The sequence below is a fragment of the Micromonospora sp. NPDC047521 genome, assembly GCF_055587305.1.
The window spans coordinates 473,958-491,710 of sequence record NZ_JBVJGN010000003.1 but is presented as its reverse complement, the minus strand read 5'-3'; the positions used below and the strand labels follow the sequence as shown (position 1 = coordinate 491,710).

Below are 17,753 nucleotides of genomic sequence, written 5' to 3'. Positions count from 1 at the left end.
GACGCTTACCGTCAGGCGACGACCGAGACCAGCCGGCCCGGGACCACGATGACCTTGCGGGGCTCCTTGCCAGCCAGCGTGGCGGCGACCGCGTCCAGGGCCGCCGCGCGGACGGTCTCCTCGGACGCGTCGGCGGGCACCTCGACGCGGCCCCGGACCTTCCCGTTGACCTGCACCGGGTAGGTCACCGTGTCGGCCATCAGCAGCGCCGGGTCGGCGGTCGGGAAGTCCGCGTACGTCAGCGAGGTGTCGTGCCCCATCCGACGCCACAACTCCTCGGCGATGTGCGGGGCGAACGGCGCCACCATCAGCACCAGCGGCTCGGCCACCTCGCGGGGCGTCGCCGACAGCCCGGTCAGCCCGTTGGTCAGCTGGATCAGCTTGGCGATCGCCGTGTTGAACCGGATGGCGTCCATGTCGACACGGACCCCGTCGATGACCTTGTGCAGCAGCCGACGGGTCGCCTCGTCGGCCGGGTCGTCGGTGACCCGCAGCGCGCCTGTCTGCTCGTCGACAACGGCCCGCCAGACCCGCTGCAGGAACCGGTACGAGCCGACCACCGCCCGGGTCTCCCACGGGCGGGACACCTCCAGCGGGCCCATCGACATCTCGTACACCCGGAAGGTGTCCGCACCGTACGCGGCGCACATGTCGTCGGGCGTCACCACGTTCTTCAGGGACTTGCCCATCTTGCCGTACTCGCGGTTGACCACCAGGTCGCCCAGGTAGTAGGCGCCGTCACGCTCGACGACCTCCTCGGCCTGCACGTAGCTGCCGCGCGAGTCGGTGTACGCGTACGCCTGGATCATGCCCTGGTTGAACAGCTTGCGGAACGGCTCGAACGACGACACGTGCCCCAGGTCGTACAGCACCTTGTGCCAGAACCGCGCGTACAGCAGGTGCAGCACGGCGTGCTCGGCGCCACCGACGTACAGGTCGGTGCCCCCGCAGTCGCCCGCGCCGCGCGGACCCATCCAGTACCGCTCGTTCTCCTCGTCCACGAACCGCGAGCTGTTCGTCGGGTCCAGGTAGCGCAGCTCGTACCAGCAGGAGCCGGCCCACTGCGGCATCACGTTGGTCTCGCGGGTGTAGCGCTTCGGCCCGTCGCCCAGGTCCAGTTCCACCTCGACCCAGTCGCGCCGTCGCGACAGCGGGGTCTCCGGGTTGGAGCCCGCGTCGTCCGGGTCGAACGTCTTCGGGGAGAAGTCGTCCACCTCGGGCAGCTCGACCGGCAGCATCTCCTCCGGCAGGGCGATTGCCGCGCCTGTCTCGTCGTACACGATCGGGAACGGCTCACCCCAGTAGCGCTGCCGGGAGAACAGCCAGTCCCGCAGCCGGTAGGTCACCGCGCCGGCGCCGTGCCCGTTCGCCTCCAGCCACGCGATGATCGCCGCCTTGGCGTCGGCGACCCCCAGGCCGTTCAGGTCCAGGCCGCGGTCGGGCGCAGCGCTGTTGATGGCCGGGCCGTCACCTGTGTACGCCTTGCCGTCGAAGCCCTCCGCCGGCTGCACGGTCCGCACGATGGGCAGCTCGAAGACCTCGGCGAACGCCCAGTCCCGCTCGTCCTGCGCCGGCACCGCCATGATCGCGCCGGTGCCGTAGCCGGCCAGCACGTAGTCGGCGATGAAGATCGGGACCTGCCCGCCGGTGACCGGGTTGGTGGCGTACGCCCCGATGAAGACGCCTGTCTTCTCCTTGGTGTCGGACTGCCGCTCGACGTCGGTCTTGGCCGCCGCCGCCTTGCGGTACGCCTCGACGGCCACCCGGGGGCTGGCGTGCCCACCGGTCCAGGCGTCCCTGGTCCCCTCCGGCCAGGCCGCCGGCACCAGCGCGTCGACCAGCTCGTGCTCGGGCGCCAGCACCATGTAGGTGGCGCCGAAGATGGTGTCCGGACGGGTCGTGAACACCCGCACCGGCTCCTGGGCGGTCGGGAAGTCGATGTGCGCACCTGTCGAGCGACCGATCCAGTTGCGCTGCATGTGCTTGATCGGCTCCGGCCAGTCCAGGCTGTCCAGGTCGTCCAGCAGCCGGTCGCCGTACGCGGTGATCCGCATCATCCACTGCTTCAGGTTGCGCTTGAAGACCGGGAAGTTGCCCCGCTCGGAGCGGCCGTCGGCGGTGACCTCCTCGTTGGCCAGCACGGTGCCCAGGCCGGGGCACCAGTTGACCGGGGCGTGCGACACGTACGCCAGGCGGTGGTCGTCGACGACCTGGCGGCGCTCGGCGACACTCAGCTCGGCCCAGGCCCGACCGTCGGGGGTGGACCGGTTGCCGCCCTCGAACTCGGCGATCAGCTCGGCGATCGGGCGGGCGCGCCGGGCGTCGCGGTCGTACCAGGAGTTGAAGATCTGCAGGAAGATCCACTGGGTCCAGCGGTAGAAGTCGGTGTCGATCGTCGCCACCGAGCGCCGCTCGTCGTGGGCCAGCCCCAGGCGGCGCAGCTGCGCCTTGTACCGCTCGATGTTCGCCACTGTGGTCGTACGCGGGTGGGTGCCGGTCTGCACCGCGTACTGCTCGGCGGGCAGGCCGAACGCGTCGAAGCCCATCGCGTGCAGCACGTTGCGCCCGGCCATCCGCTGGTAGCGGGCGTACGAGTCGGTGCCGATGTAGCCCAGCGGGTGACCCACGTGCAGGCCGGCGCCCGACGGGTACGGGAACATGTCCAGCACGTACAGCTTCTCCGCGCCGGCGCGGGGGTGGTTCGGGTCGGCCAGCGGGCCGGTCGGGTTCGGTGCGTGGAAGGTGCCCTCGCGTGCCCAGATGTCCTGCCAACGATTCTCGATCTCGTCGGCCAGGGCCGCGGTGTACCGGTACGGGGGAATGTCGCCCGCCGGTGCGGCTGCCTCACTCATCGTCTCTCCTCGCTTCGCTTCGCTTCGTCTCGGCGTCGCCGGGCCGGACCGGCGACGGGCACAAAAAAGCCCCTCGCGCAGGAGGGGCCGCCGTGCTGTCGCGCGTTCAGCGCATCAGCACGGCCCGGTAAGAAGCAGGAAGACTCCGGCCATGCCCCGCAGTGTACCTCGCCGGGAGTTTTCCCGATCGACGCCGTACCCCGTCCCCCGACCTGGCGAAAAACGCTGCGTAACCGACGGACCACCTGCGGGGGTCGGCGATAACGACAAACATGGTTAGCCTGAGAGGCCAGTGAGAATCCTGCGGCAAACGAGGCTCGACGTCGCGAACCCAACGGCGGGTCCAGGTGCTCTATTCAGAGCTGCCGTGACGGCGACGAGGAGGAGGCCCGTGACACAACAGACCTGGGACGAGGTGGGCGGCCTGTTGCCGCACGACGAGTTCCGCGCCGCCAGCGAGGCCATCGTGGCCAACATCGAGCAGGTCATCGAGGGAAAGACCGCCACCGTGCGGCTCGCCCTGGCCGTCCTGCTCGCCGAGGGTCACCTCCTGATCGAAGACGTCCCCGGCGTCGGAAAGACCAAGCTGGCCAAGGCCCTGGCGCGGTCCATCGACTGCACCGTGCGCCGGATCCAGTTCACCCCCGACCTGCTGCCCAGCGACGTCACCGGCGTCAGCGTCTACAACCAGGAGACGCACGACTTCGAGTTCCGCCCGGGCGCCGTCTTCGCCAACCTGGTCGTCGGCGACGAGATCAACAGGGCCTCGCCGAAGACCCAGTCGGCGTTGCTGGAGTGCATGGAGGAACGCCAGGTCACCGTCGACGGCGTCACCTACCAGCTCCAGACCCCGTTCATGGTCATCGCCACCCAGAACCCGATCGAGATGGAGGGGACGTACCCGCTGCCCGAGGCGCAGCGCGACCGGTTCACCGCCCGGATCGCCATGGGCTACCCCGACTCGGGGGCCGAGCTGGCCATGCTCGACGGGCACGGCGCCACGGACCCGCTGCACGAGCTGCGTCCGGTCTCCGACGCGGACATCGTCCGACAGCTCATCGCCACAGTCCGTCAGGTGCACGTCGCCGACGCCGTCAAGCAGTACGCCATCGACCTGGTCACCGCCACCCGCGAGGCCCCGGACCTGCGCCTGGGCGCCTCCCCCCGGGCGACCCTGCAACTGCTGCGCACCGCCCGGGCCGTCGCCGCCCTGGAGGGGCGCGACTACGTCCTGCCGGACGACCTGCAGGCCCTCGCCGTGCCCGTGCTGGCACACCGGATCATCCCCACCGCCGACGCGCAGCTCGCCCGACGTACCACCGACGCGATCGTCTCCGAGCTGGTGCACCGGCTGCCGCTGCCGCACGACAGGCAGCGCAACCCGTACGACACCCGGCCCGCCACCGGCAACGGTCGCGCCCCCTACGAGCCGCGGAGGCCGTGACGTGCGTGCCGGGCTACGCGGTCTGACCACCCGCGGGCGCTCCTTCCTCGCCGCCGCCGTCGCGGCGGCACTCTCGGCCGGCATCCTCGGCGAGAAGGACCTGCTGCGGGTGGCCGTGCTGCTGGCCATCCTTCCGCTACTGGCCGCCGCCTACGTCGGGCGCAGCCGCTACAAATTGGCCTGCAACCGCTCGCTTGATCCGCACCGGGTTCCGGTCGGGGCCAACTCCCGGGTGGTGCTGCGCCTGCAGAACCTGTCCCGCCTGCCCACCGGCACCCTGCTCCTGGAGGACCGGCTGCCCTACGCGCTGGGCAGCCGACCCCGCGTGGTGCTGGAACGCCTCGGCGCACACCAGGCCAGCTCCGTGGCGTACACGGTGCGGGCCGATGTGCGGGGCCGCTACGACGTGGGCCCGCTTGTGGTCCGGATGACCGACCCGTTCGGTCTCTGCGAACTCAGCCGGGCGTTCCCCAGCACCGACCACCTGACCGTCATCCCGCAGGTCACGCCCCTGCCGTCGGTCCGGCTCCCCGGGGAGTACGCGGGCAGCGGCGACAGCCGGGCCCGGTCGGTGGCGGTGCACGGCGAGGACGACGCGGCGACCCGGGAGTACCGGCGTGGCGACGACCTGCGCCGGGTGCACTGGAAGTCCACGGCGCGTACCGGCGAGCTGATGGTGCGCCGCGAGGAGCAGCCGTGGGAGAGTCGTGCCACTGTCGTCCTGGACACCCGCGCGTACGGCCACCGGGGTGACGGGCCGACGGCGAGTTTCGAGTGGGCCGTGTCCGCCGCCGCGAGCATCGCGGTGCACCTGCGCCAGGCCGGCTACAAGCTGCGCCTGGTCACCGGCTCGGGGGTGGACGTGGACGCCTCGGAGGCCGGCGGCGACGGGGCGCTGCTCGACCACCTGGCCGAGGTGCGACTGGACCAGCGCGCCGACGTGACCGAGCTGGTGCAGCGGGTCCGCCAGCGCGCCGACGGCGGTCTGATCATCGGGCTGTTCGGCGCGGTGAGCGTGGCCGAGGCCGAGTTGCTGGCCGGGTTGCGGGGCAACGGCGCCACCTGCGTCGGTTTCCTGTTGGACAGCTCCACCTGGCTCAGTCTGCCGGAGAAGGCGCGGGCCGAGGCGGAGCGCACCCACGGCACCGCCGCGCTCGCCCTGTTGCAGAGCGGCTGGCGGGTGGTCGGCGTCGACCACGGCAGCCGGCTGCCGGCGTTGTGGCCGCAGGCGGGCCGGGGCTCTCAGGGCTTCGCCCTGCGCGCCGCGCTCGCCGAGACGGTCGCCGGCGGCGTGCGATGAACGGAAGGTTCCCCTCATGATCGCCAGTCGGAACACAGGCGCGGTGGCGGCCGCCGCCACGCTGCTCGCCGCCGCGCCGCTGTCAGCCATCTTCCAGAGCTGGACGTGGCTGATCCAGTCGGCGATCGCGGTGGCCGTGGTCGCCGGGGTGGCCGCGCTGACCCGGCTCGTCCGGGCACCGCTGTGGGGTCAGGTGCTGGGCATGCTCGCCGCCCTGTTGCTCGCCCTGACCTGGCTGTTCCCCAGCGGCTCGGAGCTGCTCGCGTTCCTGCCCTCGACGGGCACCATCAGCCACTTCGCCGACCTGCTCAACGGCTCCATGCAGGACATGCGCTCGTACGGCGTCGAGGTCCCCGACACCGACCCGCTGCTGTTCATCACCGTGCTCGGCGTCGGCGGCGTGGCCGTGCTGGTCGACGTCCTGGCGGTGGGCCTGCGCCGGCCCGCGCTGGCCGGGCTGCCGATGCTCGCCATCTACTCGGTGCCGGTCGCCGTCTACGTGGACAGCGTCCCCGCGACGCCCTTCGTGGTGGGCGCCGCCGGATACCTCTGGCTGCTGGTGACCGACAACGTCGACCGGGTACGCCGGTTCGGCCGCCGGTTCACAGGTGACGGCCGCGACGTCGACGTGTGGGAGGCGTCCCCGTTGGCGTCGGCCGGCCGCCGGCTCGCGGTGGTCGGTGTGGCGCTGGCCGTCGCGGTGCCGCTGGCCGTGCCGGGCATGACCGGCGGGCTACTGGACACGCTCACCGAGGGAACGGGCAACGGCACCGGCAACGGCCGTTCGGGCTCCGGTGGCACGTCAGGGCGGATCGACCTGTTCGCCGCGCTGGCCGGCCAGCTCAACCAGTCCGAGGTGGCCGACCTGGTCAAGGTGACCACCTCCGAACCCAACCCGTTCTACCTGCGCTACGCGGTCGCCGACGAGCTGCGTCCGAACGGGTTCCAGGCGCGCACCCCCAGCGGCAGGGCGGCCAACCGGGACCTGCCGGACCCGACCGAGCGGGCCGGTCGAGGGGTGCAGCAGACCCCGTACCGGGCGACCGTCGAGGTGACCAAGAGCCTGAGCATGTCCCTGATGCCCGTGTACGCCGAGCCGACCCGCACCGACGACCTGAGCGGCAACTGGCTGTACGACCCCAACCAGCAGGTCGTCTTCTCCAACCGGGAGAGTTCCCGGGGGCGCAAGTACTCGTTCGACTACATCCGTTCGACGTACACCCCCGCCGTGCTGCGGGCCGCGCAGCCGCTGCCGGCCGACCACCCGGTACGCCGGCAGCTGACCGCCACCCCCGGCGCGGTGCCCGAGGTGGAGGAACTGGTCAAGGGGCTGGTCCAGGGCAAGCGCACCGACTACGACCGGGTGTTGGCGATCTACCAGCACTTCTCCGCGGACAACGGGTTCAGCTACCGGCTCAGCACCCAGAGCGGCAGCAGCGGCCAGGACATCGTCAACTTCCTGACCAACAAGGTCGGCTACTGCCAGCAGTACGCGGCGGCGATGGCCTGGCTGGTCCGTACGGCCGGCATCCCGGCCCGCGTGGCGTTCGGCTTCACCAACGGCAGCAAGCGCGACGGCGACACGTACACGCTTACCAACCTCAACCTGCACGCCTGGACCGAGGTCTACTTCGACGGCATCGGTTGGGTGCCGTTCGACGCCACCCCGTCGTACGGGGTTCCCGGCTCCACCCGGTCGTCGTGGGCTCCGGACACGGACGCGCCGGAACCGACCACCCCGGGCGCCGGTACGGCGGACACTCCGCAGGGCCCGGACGCGACGGCCGGTCCGGCCGACCGGGACAACGCCGACCGGGACACCGACACCGGCCTGGCCCTGGGCGAGCAGACCCCGACCGAGGAACCTCCGGTGTGGCCGTGGTGGGCGGCGGGTCTGCTGGCGCTGTTGGCGCTGCTCGCGGTGCCCGCGCTGCGCCGGCTGGCGCTGCGGCGTCGGCGCGGTGGCCGGGCGGCGGCCGCCACTGTGGCATCGCCCGCCGCCGGGGACGGCGACGGCGCCGGAGCGCCGGAGGCACGGGTGGTGGTCGTGGCGGACGCCCACCAGGCCCGTGCGGACGCGCACGCCGCCTGGGCGGAACTGCTCGACACGTTGGTGGACTTCAAGGTCCGGGTGGACCAGACCGAGACTCCCCGGGCCACCGCGGACCGGCTGGTCCGGGAAACCCTCGCCGACGACGTCGACGCGGTGGGCGCGGCGCGGTTGCTGGGCCGGGCCGAGGAGCGGGCCCGGTACGCCAGGGATCCGCTGACCGGCGAACGTCTGCTGCCGGCGCTGCGCGCGGTCCGGAGTGCGCTCGCCACCCGGGCGGACCGCAGGACCAGGGTGCTCGCCGCTCTGCTGCCGCCGTCGGTGCTGCTGCGCTGGCGGACGGCCCTTGCGGACAGCTCCAGCCGGATGGTGGCGCTGACCGGCCGCGTCAGGTACCGCCTGCTGCGCTGGAATCCGCGTCGCCTGCTGGCCGACCGAACGGCCCGCTGAGCACCGACTGTCCGGGGGCGGTGGCGACCTGCCGCCGCCCCCGCACCGTCACCGCCCCCGATGGCGACGCCGTGCCGTGGCCACGGGCCAGGGCACGGGGTGAGGTTGACGCGGGGCCGGGTGTGCGATGCCTGCGGCGGCGGACGAGGGCGCGCGGATACGGCAGGGGTCGCCGGGACTGCCCGGCGACCCGCTCGTCGCGGTGTACGGCCCGCCTCAGCGGCGGGACGGGCTCAGCGGTGCCCCTCCGGGCGCTGCCGCCACCTGTCCTCCATGCGGTCCAGAAGTGACGGCCGGCGACCGGATCGGCCACCGCCGCGGGGACGACGACGACTCGTCGTGCCGCCCACCACGTGCAGGTCGGGTGACTGCGCCCGACGGTGCGACTGCACCGCGAACGCGGCCGAGGCCAGCATGACGACGAAGCCCGCCACCGCCAGCGGTGGAGTCTTGATCACCGCGCCATAGACCAGTAGAGCCAAACCAGCGATGATCACGCCGGCAGCGACGAGCAGGCGACGCCGCGCATGGAAGCGCGGATCGCTGGCGCGCACGGCCGAGGCGAATTTGGGGTCCTCGGCAAGCGACCGCTCGATCTGCTCGAACAGCCGCTGCTCGTGCTCCGAGAGCGGCACGGCACTCCTCCCCGGTCACGTTGGTCGGGCCCACTCGGGCCGACAGACCGTGGCAGCCAACCGGCTGCTTACCCGCAAGTCTACGAGGGGGGTCGCGCGTCGGAAAGCGGGACGACCTACGGGTGGGGTGGATTTTCGTTTCGACGGGGATCACGGTCGCCCATCAGACTGGCCGGACCTATGACGGACCGCCCGAATCGGGCAGCAGCGGCGTCCGCGGCAGCTTCCGCCTCGCGCCAACCGCGCTCGGGCGCGCCGAGGGTGAGCTGCCGGGGTGCGCCCTGCGCGGGAGCGAGGCCCTCCACCCGGACGCCGACGAGGCGGATCCGCTCGCCCGGGTCCAGCGTGGTGTAGAGCGCCCACACCGTGTCGAACATCTCTCGGGCGGTGTCGGTGGCGACGCCGAGGGTGCGGGAGCGGTTGACGGTGCGGAAGTCGGCAAGCCTGACCTTGAGGGTGACCGTGCGCCCCACCTGCCCGGAGCCCCGCAGTCGTACGCCGACCTTCGCGCTGAGCGCGAGCAGGGCGCGACGGATCTCCAGCGGGTCGGCCACGTCGGCGTCGAAGGTCACCTCGGCGCCGATGGACTTGTCGACGTGCTCGGGGCTGACGCGGCGCGGATCCCGGCCCCAGGCCAGCTCGTGCAGGTGGGCCGCCGACGCCGCGCCGACCGCCCGGCGGAGCATCCCGGGCGGGGCCTCGGCCAGGTCGCCGACGGTGGCCAGGCCGAGCCGGCGCAGCGTCTCGGCGGCCCGCTCCCCCACCCCCCAGAGCGCGTCGACAGGCAGCGGGTGCAGGAAGTCGAGGACCTGCCCCGGCGGCACGACCAGCAGGCCGTCCGGCTTGGCGCGGGTGGAGCCGAGCTTGGCCACGAACTTGCTCGGCGCCACCCCGACCGAGCAGGTCAGCCCCTGCTCGTCGGCGACCCGGCGGCGGATCAGCCGGGCAATGGTGGCGGGGGAACCGAACAGTCGGCGGGCGCCTGTGACGTCGAGGAACGCCTCGTCGAGGGAGAGCGGCTCGACCAGCGGGGTGACGTCCCGGAAGATCTGCATGACCGCCCGCGAGGCGGCCGTGTAGGCGGTGAAATCCGGTGCCAGGTAGACGGCGTGCGGGCAGCGCGCCCGGGCCTGACTGGTCGGCATCGCGCTGCGTACGCCGTAGCGGCGGGCCTCGTAGCTGGCCGAGCTGACCACGCCCCGCGGCCCGATGCCGCCGACGATCACGGGTCGCCCACGCAGCTCGGGTCGGCGGCGCACCTCGACGGCGGCGAAGAAGGCGTCCATGTCGACGTGCAGGATCGGGCTGGCGGAGTCGTCGGCGTCCGGCCCGAAGCGTGGATCCCCGCCCCGGGGCAACGACTGGCTGCGGCCCATCCCGGCAGGTTAACCCGGGGGTACGACAACACCAGCGACCAACCGGCCGGGCCGTACGTTCCACAGCCCCGTACGACCACCAGCGGCACGGTCAGCTCGGCCGCATGCGCGGGGTGGCCCGGGGACCGTCAGCGGCGCGGGGGAACCACCGGGCGCGGACTCAGGCCGGTCGGCGGGCGAACAGGTGCAGCTGGGCGGCCAGGTCCCGGTACGGGGGTTGGGCCGCGAGCACACGTTCCAACTCGACCAGGGCGGCGGACTGCCCGTCGGCGACGGCTGCCGGCAGCAGGTCGGCCAGCACGCGTACCCCGTGGATCTCCTCGACCACGAGCCCGGCGGCGGCGAGCAGCGCGGCGGCGCCTGGGGCGTCGTAGCGACGGCGCAACGTGTCGCGCGGTCCGGCGGTGCCGGCCGGGTCGGCGGCCAGGGCGGTCGCGACGTCCAGGTGGCCGTTCATCGCCCGACCCAGAACGGCGGCTGCCCGGCCGGCCACCAGCACACTTGCCGCGCCGCCGGGACGCAGCGCGGTGGCCAGCGCGGTCACCACCGGCGTCGGGTCGTCGACGACCTCCAGCACGGCGTGGCAGAGCACCAGGTCGACGCCGGCCGGCTCGACCAGGCCGGCGAGGGCGTCGCCGTCGCCCTGCACGGCCGCGATCCGGTCGGCGACCCCGGCCTCGGCGGCCCGGCGGGTGAGCGCGGCCAACGCGTCGGGGCTGGCGTCGACCACCGTGACGCGGTGCCCGGCGCTGGCCAGAGGGACGGCGAACCCGCCGGTGCCGCCGCCCACGTCCAGCACGGTGAGCTCGGTGTCGCCACGCCGGTCCAGCTCGGCGCGGAGCACCGACCAGATCACTGCGGTACGGGCGGTCAGCGGCGGCCCGGCGAACCGGCCTCGGGTCTGCTCCACCCGGTCGAGCCTAGTGGTCAGGACTCAACGCCCTCGACAGCGTCCTCAGCCCGGGACCGGCGCTCGTTGGCCACCGGACCGTTTGTCACCTCGTACTCACGGGGGTCGGTGAGGTGCGACGGCATCCAACCGGCGCCCAGCCGGGTCCGGCGGGCGTTGGCGATTCCACCGCCGGTGTAGGTGTGGTTCCCCATCACTTGTCATTCCCCCTCATGGATCACGGGCCGCTCTGCCCGTTCGACACGAGTCTCCCGCCCGGGGGCGTCAGAAACCGTAATGTGGATCACTGGTCAGCGGAAGTCACGGGAGGCGGGACTGACCGGCGGCTCGATGGCGTCCAGCCGGTCGGCCACCAGGTTGGTCACCCCCTCGTGCCGCTGCAACCGCCCCCGCACCACGAGCGCGGCGCTGGTCCGGGCCACCCGCCGGTAGCGCTGCCACAGCCCCGGCGAACAGGTGACGTTGAGCATCCCGGTCTCGTCCTCCAGGTTGAGGAAGGTCACCCCGCCCGCGGTCGCCGGGCGCTGCCGGTGGGTGACGATGCCGCCGACCCGGATCCGCTGCCCCGGCTCCACCCGGCCCAGCCGGGCGATCGGCACCGCGCCGAGCACGTCGAGCTGCCCCCTGATGAACCGGGCCGGATGGCTCTCCGGCGACAACCCGGTGGCCCACACGTCGGCGACCAGCCGGTCCACCGCCTCCATCCCGGGCAGCATCGGCGCCGCCGCGCCGCTCACCGTGCCGGGGAGTCGACCCGGCCGGTCCTGGGCCGCCGCACCGGCGGCCCACAGCGCCTCCCGCCGGGTCAGCCCGAAACAGGCGAAGGCGTCCGCAGTGGCCAGCGCCTCCATCTGCGCGGCGGTGAGACCGACCCGCCGGGCCAGATCCGGCATGTCACGGTACGGCCCGCGGGCCGCCCGCTCGGCCTCGATGCGCTCGGCCACCTCGGAGCCGAGGGTACGCACGCTGGACAGCCCCAACCGGACCGCCGGGCCGCCCAGCCCCCAGGCGTGCGGCGGCTCCCCCGGCCCGCTGCCCCACCGGGTGTCCGGGGTGGACTCCAGCACCGCCTTCGCGCCGCTGGCGTTGATGTCCGGGCGGCGGACCTCCACCCCGTGCCGGCGGGCGTCGTCGACGAGGGTCTGCGGGGAGTAGAAGCCCATCGGCTGGGCGTTGAGCAGCGCCGCCAGGAACGGCGCCGGGTGGTAGCGCTTGAGCCAGGAGCTGGCGTACACCAGGTAGGCGAAGCTCATCGCGTGGCTCTCCGGGAAGCCGTAGCTCGCGAACGCGGTGAGCTTGCGGTAGACGTCGTCGGCCAGCTCGCCGGTGATGCCCCGCTCGGCCATCCCGGCGTAGAGCCGGTCGGCGATGCGGGCCATCCGCTCGACCGAACGCTTCGCGCCCATCGCCCGGCGCAGCTGGTCGGCCTCGGCCGCGTCGAAGCCGGCCAGGTCGATGGCGAGCTGCATCAACTGCTCCTGGAACAACGGAACGCCCAGGGTCTTCTCCAACGCGTTGCGCATCAGCGGGTGCGCGAAGGTCACCGGCTCCTGGCCGTTCTTGCGCCTGATGAACGGGTGCACCGAGCCGCCCTGGATCGGACCGGGCCGGATCAGCGCCACCTCGACCACCAGGTCGTAGAACTCGCGGGGCTTGAGCCGGGGCAGGGTGGCCATCTGGGCGCGGCTCTCCACCTGGAACACCCCTACCGAGTCGGCCCGGCAGAGCATGTCGTAGACCTCCGGGTCGTCCAGGGTCATGTCACCCAGGTCCAGTCTGGAGCCGATCATGTCGTAGCCGTAGTGCAGCGCCGACAGCATCCCGAGGCCGAGCAGGTCGAACTTGACCAGGCCGACCGCCGCGCAGTCGTCCTTGTCCCACTGCAGGACGCTGCGCCCCGGCATCCGCCCCCACTCCACCGGGCACACCTCGATCACCGGCCGGTCGCAGATCACCATGCCGCCGGAGTGGATGCCCAGGTGCCGGGGGAACGTCTGCAACTCGTTGGCGTACTCCACCACCTGCTCGGGGATGTCCTCGACGTCGACGGTGGCGACCGAACCCCACCTGTCGATCTGCTTGCTCCAGGCGTCCTGCTGCCCAGGTGAGAAGCCGAACGCCTTGGCCACGTCCCGTACCGCCGAGCGGGGCCGGTAGGAGATCACGTTGGCGACCTGGGCTGCGTGCTCCCGGCCGTAGCGGGTGTAGACGTGCTGGATCACCTCCTCCCGCCGGTCGGACTCGATGTCCACGTCGATGTCCGGAGGGCCGTCCCGCTCCGGGGCGAGGAAGCGCTCGAAGAGCAGCCGGTGCCGGACGGCGTCCACGTTGGTGATCCGCAGCGCGTAGCAGACCGCCGAGTTGGCCGCCGAGCCCCGGCCCTGGCAGTAGATGTCCTGCTCGCGGCAGAACGAGACGATGTCGTAGACCACAAGGAAGTAGCCGGGGAAGCCCAACTCCTCGATCATGTTCAGTTCGTGGTCGAGCTGCGCGTACGCCGTCGGGTGCGCCTGCGGCGGGCCGTAACGCTCCCGCGCCCCGTCGGCGGTCAGCTTGCGCAGCCAGCTCATCTCGGTGTGCCCCGGCGGCACCGGGTACGCCGGCAGCTGCGGCGCGACGAGCTGGAGGTCGAAGGCCAACTCGGCGCCGAACTCGGCGGCCCGCGCCACCGCGCCGGGGTACGCGGCGAACCGGGCCGCCATCTCCGCGCCGCTGCGCAGGTGGGCGGTGGCCGCCGCGGGCAGCCAGCCGTCGATCTCGTCCAGGCTGCGCCGGGCCCGGACGGCGGCGACAGTGGTGGCCAGCCGACGCCGGCCAGGGCTGGCGTAGTGCACGTTGTTGCTGGCCACCGTCGGCAGCCCGGCCGCCGACGCCAGGTCGGCGAGCGCGTCGTTGCGGTCGGCGTCGACCGGATGCCCGTGGTCGGTCAGCTCCACCGCCACCGTCTCCGCGCCGAAGAGCGCGGTCAGCCGGTCCAACTCGCGGGCCGCCGCATCCACCCCCTCGGTGAGCAACGCCCCCGGCACGTGCCCCTTGCGGCAGCCGGTCAGCACCAGCACGTGGTCACGCAGCTCGGCGGCGACCTCCTCCAGGTCCCCGTACACCGGGCGGCCCTTCTCCCCGCCGCGCAGCTGGGCGCGGGCGATGGTGGTGGCCAGCCGGGCGTACCCCTCGTGGCCGTGCGCGAGCACCAGCAGGTGCGCGCCGTGCGGGTCGGGTTCGCCGTTCTGCGGGCCGGGCAGCCCGAGGGACAGCTCCGCGCCGAAGATGGTCGGCAGGCCCAGCGTGCGGGCCGCCTCGGCGAACCGGACCACCCCGTAGAAGCCGTCATGGTCGGTGACGGCGAGCGCGGTGAGCCCCAGCCGGGCGGCCTCCTCGGCCAGCTCCTCGGGGTGGCTGGCGCCGTCGAGGAAGCTGAAGTTGGTGTGCGCGTGCAGCTCCGCGTAGGGCACCACGCCGTCGGGGCGGGCCAGCTCCGGCGGCTGGTACGGCTCGCGACGGCGGCTCCAGGCCGGGGAGTCTCCCCCGTCGGCGTCCACGGCGAGCGGGTCCACCACGTGCAGGTGCCGCTCCTCGCGCGGCCGCCCGCCGCCCGACCGGCCGGAGCCGCCGCTGGCCCGGCCGGAGAGCACCCGCTCCAGCTCCGACCAGGGCATCTTCGGGTTGTGAAAGCTCATCGAGCCGCTCTCACGGATGGCGGGATCCGGACGGCCGGATCCGCAGGCGAGCGGGTCGGTGAGCGATATACCTGGGAGTCATAAATATGCCTGACAGTCATATCGCTCGTCGGTGCATCCGCCTCCGGCCTGGGAGACACCGGCTCAGTCATAGATCGCCTCCACCAGCCACTGCCCGGCCTCGACGGCCAGCAGCAGGGCGGCACCGTCGGCCAGGCTGACCTGGAACCGGGCCCGCCGGCGGGCCTCGACCGGCGCCCACCACCGCTCGTCCACCGGCCACGGGCCGGCCCAGCCCACGATCTCCGCCGGCTGGCCGGCGCCGACCACCAGCCGGGCGGGGGCGGCGCTCACCGCCAGGCGCGCGCTGATCACCACCGGCTCGCCGGCGGCGTCGTGCACGGTCGCCGCGAGCGGGCTGGGCAGCACCACCGCCGGCGCGGGCGCCGGCAGCCGGCCCGGCCACGGCGGAGCGTCGGGACGGACGGGCAGGCGTTCGTCGCCCCACGGCACGAGTCGCACCTGGTCGGCCGGGGAACGCCCACCGCCGAGCACCGCCGTGACCACCGCCTCCGGACCGAGGATGCCCTGCACCCGGCTCAACGCCCGGTGCGCCCGCTCCCGCTCCTCGCCGGTCTCCCCCCAGAGGCCGGTCTGCAGACCGGCCTGGGCGATGACCCCGTCCGGGATCAGTCGCAACCGGATGATGCCGGACGACGGCCGGGCCGGTCGGGCACCGGCGCGGCCGTTGCTGCCGGAGAGCCAACCGTCGAGCTGCCAGCGCACCCGGTCGGCGATGGCGGAGGCGGTGAGCAGCCCGTCGTGCCGCCACACCCGGTGCAGCTCCTGCCCGTGCGCGGTGACCGCCTCGATGCCGAGCCGGGTGCAGGCCAGCCCGTGCCCGGCCAACCGGTCGTGCAACTGCTCGGCCAGCGCACGGGCGGCGAACGCCGCCGCGTCGACCCGGTCGACCGGATCGTCGTACTCGCCGGTCACCGTCAGGTCGGCCGGTGGCTGCCGGACGGCGAGCGGGCGGTGGTCACGCCCGGCGGCGAGCCGGTGGGCCAGCGCACCGTCGAACCCGAACCGGGCCAGCACGTCACCGGCCGGCAGCGCGGCGAAGTCGCCGAGGGTCCGCACTCCCAGCCGGCGCAGCAGGTCCGCCAGCGCGGAGCGGCCGAGCGCCTCGACCGGCAGCCCGGCCAGGAACTCGGGCGTGCCGCCCGGTGCCACCACCTGACCGGCACGGGCGGCCAGCCCGGCGGCGAACACCCCGTCGGCGATGCCGACCTGGCTCTCCACCAGGCACGACTGGGCGACGTGCTCGATGATCCGTTCGGCGGCCGCCTCCTCACCACCGAGGTAACGGCTCGGCCCCCGGGCCGCCACCGCGCAGGACCCCGGACGCACCACCTCGACACCGGCGACCAGTTCCTCCACCGCGGCGACCACCGGCTCGAACGCCCGGGCGTCCCGGCCGGGGTCGTACTCCACGACCGTCAACTGTGGGCAGCGGCCCTGCGCCTCCCGTTTGCGCAGCCCTCGACGGACCCCCTCGGCGCGGGCACGCTCGGAGCAGGCGACCACCCGGTTGGCGTGCAGTACGGCGACCGGGCCGGTGGCCGGCACCCCCTCGACGATCTCGGCGGCGAGCACGGGCCAGTCCGGGCACCACAGCAGCAGGGTTCGTGCCGGTGAGCCGGTCATCCCCGCCCGACCAGGGCCAGCGGCACGGCCTGTCGACCCCCGGTCGACCGCACCGTCCGGGGGATCACCCGGGTGAGCTCGTCACCAGGGAGCCAGACCTTGATCTCCTTGGGCCGGGCCGCCGCCCCGCGCCCGCGCGCCGAGACGGTGACCTCCCGGCGGCGCAACCTCCCCCGGCCCTGCCCGAGCCCCTCCCAGACCCCACGGACCACCTGCAACGTCACGTCCGCGCCGTCCCACCGGCCGTACGGGACCAGCACGCTGCCGCGCTGCCGGGCCCGGGCGGCCAGCCGGGTGGCGACCGAGGCGGAGACCGTGGCCGGCACGGTGGTCACGACGACATCCACCCCGTCGATCAGCGCGGCGACCACTGTGGCCCACTCGGGGCCGGGATTCGGCACCAGGGCCAGCCGATCCAGGGCGATACCCAGTTCGGCAGCCGCGCCCGCACCGAAGGTCGGCACACCCACCACGGCACACCACGAGCCGGCCCGGGACGCCTCGGCGAGCAGGGCCAGCACCAGCGAGGTGCCGCCGCTGCGCCGAGGTTGACCTGCGGCGACCGCGATGGTGCTGCCCCGGCGCAGGCCCCGGTTGGGCAGCAGACCCGTCAGCTCGGGTGTCACCGGCAGCACCCGGTGACCACCGACCGGATCGGGTGCGCTCGCCGGGCGTACCAGATCGGCAAGCGCGGCGGAACCGACCACCATGCGGCCCGCCATTGGACCAACTCCCCCGTCGTTGCTGTGGATCAGATCAGGACCGGCACGCTGTGACGCCGGCCGCCCGGCTCCCCCCGCCGGGCGGCCGGCGTCACGGCGGGATCATGCGGCGAGGCCGTCCAGGGTGGGTTGGTGGGCCATGCCGAGCGCGGTCTCCACCACCGTGACGAACTGCTCGGCGGCGCGGAGCAGGTCGTCGGCCTCCCGGGCGCTGACCACCCGGGGGATGCCGGCCTCGGCGGCGGCCCGCTTGCTGGCCCCCGCGGCGAAGAACCGGGCCCACTCGTCGAGCTCGGGGGCGACGGCGCAGAGCAGGACCCAGACGCTGGTGATCCGGTTACGGCGGCTCGGCGCGGGCCGGGCGCGGGCGGCGAGCAGGGCGGCCGCCGCACGCAGCGCCGCCAGGTGGGCGGCCGCGTAACGCAGGCCGTCGGGGCGGGTCTGGCCAGCCTCGACCAGCCCGCGCCGGGCCAACGTGAGGAGCTGGGCAGGGGTGCGGTGCGGCAGCACGTGCGCCGGCACCGTCGGTGCCTGAGCCGGGTTGGTCGGCATGGACTGTCTCCTCCACGTGGCCGGGCGTCGTCTCCGGCGCGGTGGAGCCGCCGATGAGACGCCGAGTCGGTGTGGTGC

The 17,753-nt window shown here is 73.5% G+C and carries 12 protein-coding genes; 3 read left to right on the top strand and 9 right to left on the bottom strand.

Features of this window, described 5'->3' with window-relative positions; all coding sequences use genetic code 11:
- Positions 1–11 precede the first annotated feature (11 nt).
- Positions 12–2,852 (bottom strand): leucine--tRNA ligase, encoded by a 2,841-nt coding sequence (gene leuS / locus ACZ6N8_RS09945; RefSeq protein WP_466008942.1) that lies wholly within the window; start codon positions 2,850–2,852, stop codon positions 12–14.
- Between the two features lie 391 nt (positions 2,853–3,243).
- On the opposite strand from leuS, the gene ACZ6N8_RS09940 reads away from it, so the two are divergent.
- Genes ACZ6N8_RS09940 through ACZ6N8_RS09930 form a run of 3 tightly spaced genes read left to right on the top strand, consistent with a single transcriptional unit; the run spans position 3,244 to position 8,096 of the window.
- Entirely contained in the window at positions 3,244–4,296 is a 1,053-nt protein-coding gene (locus ACZ6N8_RS09940) for an AAA family ATPase (RefSeq protein ID WP_357993461.1), read from the top strand.
- 1 nt (position 4,297) lies between these two features.
- Positions 4,298–5,596, top strand: coding sequence for a DUF58 domain-containing protein (locus ACZ6N8_RS09935; protein ID WP_466008940.1), 1,299 nt, complete (start codon positions 4,298–4,300; stop codon positions 5,594–5,596).
- 16 nt (positions 5,597–5,612) lie between these two features.
- Entirely contained in the window at positions 5,613–8,096 is a 2,484-nt protein-coding gene (locus ACZ6N8_RS09930) for a transglutaminase TgpA family protein (protein ID WP_466008939.1), read from the top strand.
- A gap of 233 nt (positions 8,097–8,329) precedes the next feature.
- Here ACZ6N8_RS09930 and ACZ6N8_RS09925 read toward each other — a convergent pair whose 3' ends face one another.
- The 8 genes from ACZ6N8_RS09925 to ACZ6N8_RS09890 form a co-directional block, all read right to left on the bottom strand.
- Complete coding sequence (locus tag ACZ6N8_RS09925) at positions 8,330–8,731, bottom strand: DUF3040 domain-containing protein (protein ID WP_139587174.1); 402 nt, start codon at positions 8,729–8,731, stop codon at positions 8,330–8,332.
- A 116-nt stretch (positions 8,732–8,847) separates the two neighbouring features.
- Positions 8,848–10,107, bottom strand: a complete 1,260-nt coding sequence (locus tag ACZ6N8_RS09920; RefSeq protein ID WP_364362588.1) for a DNA polymerase IV — start codon at positions 10,105–10,107, stop codon at positions 8,848–8,850.
- Between the two features lie 160 nt (positions 10,108–10,267).
- Positions 10,268–11,038 (bottom strand): methyltransferase domain-containing protein, encoded by a 771-nt coding sequence (locus ACZ6N8_RS09915; RefSeq protein WP_466009172.1) that lies wholly within the window; start codon positions 11,036–11,038, stop codon positions 10,268–10,270.
- Positions 11,035–11,214 (bottom strand): hypothetical protein, encoded by a 180-nt coding sequence (locus ACZ6N8_RS09910; protein ID WP_466008936.1) that lies wholly within the window; start codon positions 11,212–11,214, stop codon positions 11,035–11,037. The genes ACZ6N8_RS09915 and ACZ6N8_RS09910 overlap by 4 nt, the downstream gene beginning before the upstream one ends.
- 93 nt (positions 11,215–11,307) lie before the next feature.
- The gene (locus ACZ6N8_RS09905; protein WP_466008934.1) at positions 11,308–14,694 is read right to left on the bottom strand and encodes an error-prone DNA polymerase; all 3,387 of its coding nucleotides are present in this window, start codon (positions 14,692–14,694) and stop codon (positions 11,308–11,310) included.
- Between the two features lie 144 nt (positions 14,695–14,838).
- Positions 14,839–16,401: a DNA polymerase Y family protein gene (locus ACZ6N8_RS09900; RefSeq protein ID WP_466008932.1), complete on the bottom strand. Its 1,563-nt coding sequence runs from the start codon at positions 16,399–16,401 to the stop codon at positions 14,839–14,841.
- Positions 16,398–17,123 (bottom strand): hypothetical protein, encoded by a 726-nt coding sequence (locus tag ACZ6N8_RS09895; RefSeq protein WP_466008930.1) that lies wholly within the window; start codon positions 17,121–17,123, stop codon positions 16,398–16,400. The genes ACZ6N8_RS09900 and ACZ6N8_RS09895 overlap by 4 nt, the downstream gene beginning before the upstream one ends.
- Before the next feature lie 102 nt (positions 17,124–17,225).
- Positions 17,226–17,675, bottom strand: a complete 450-nt coding sequence (locus ACZ6N8_RS09890; RefSeq protein WP_139587588.1) for an SAV_6107 family HEPN domain-containing protein — start codon at positions 17,673–17,675, stop codon at positions 17,226–17,228.
- Positions 17,676–17,753: the final 78 nt, after the last annotated feature.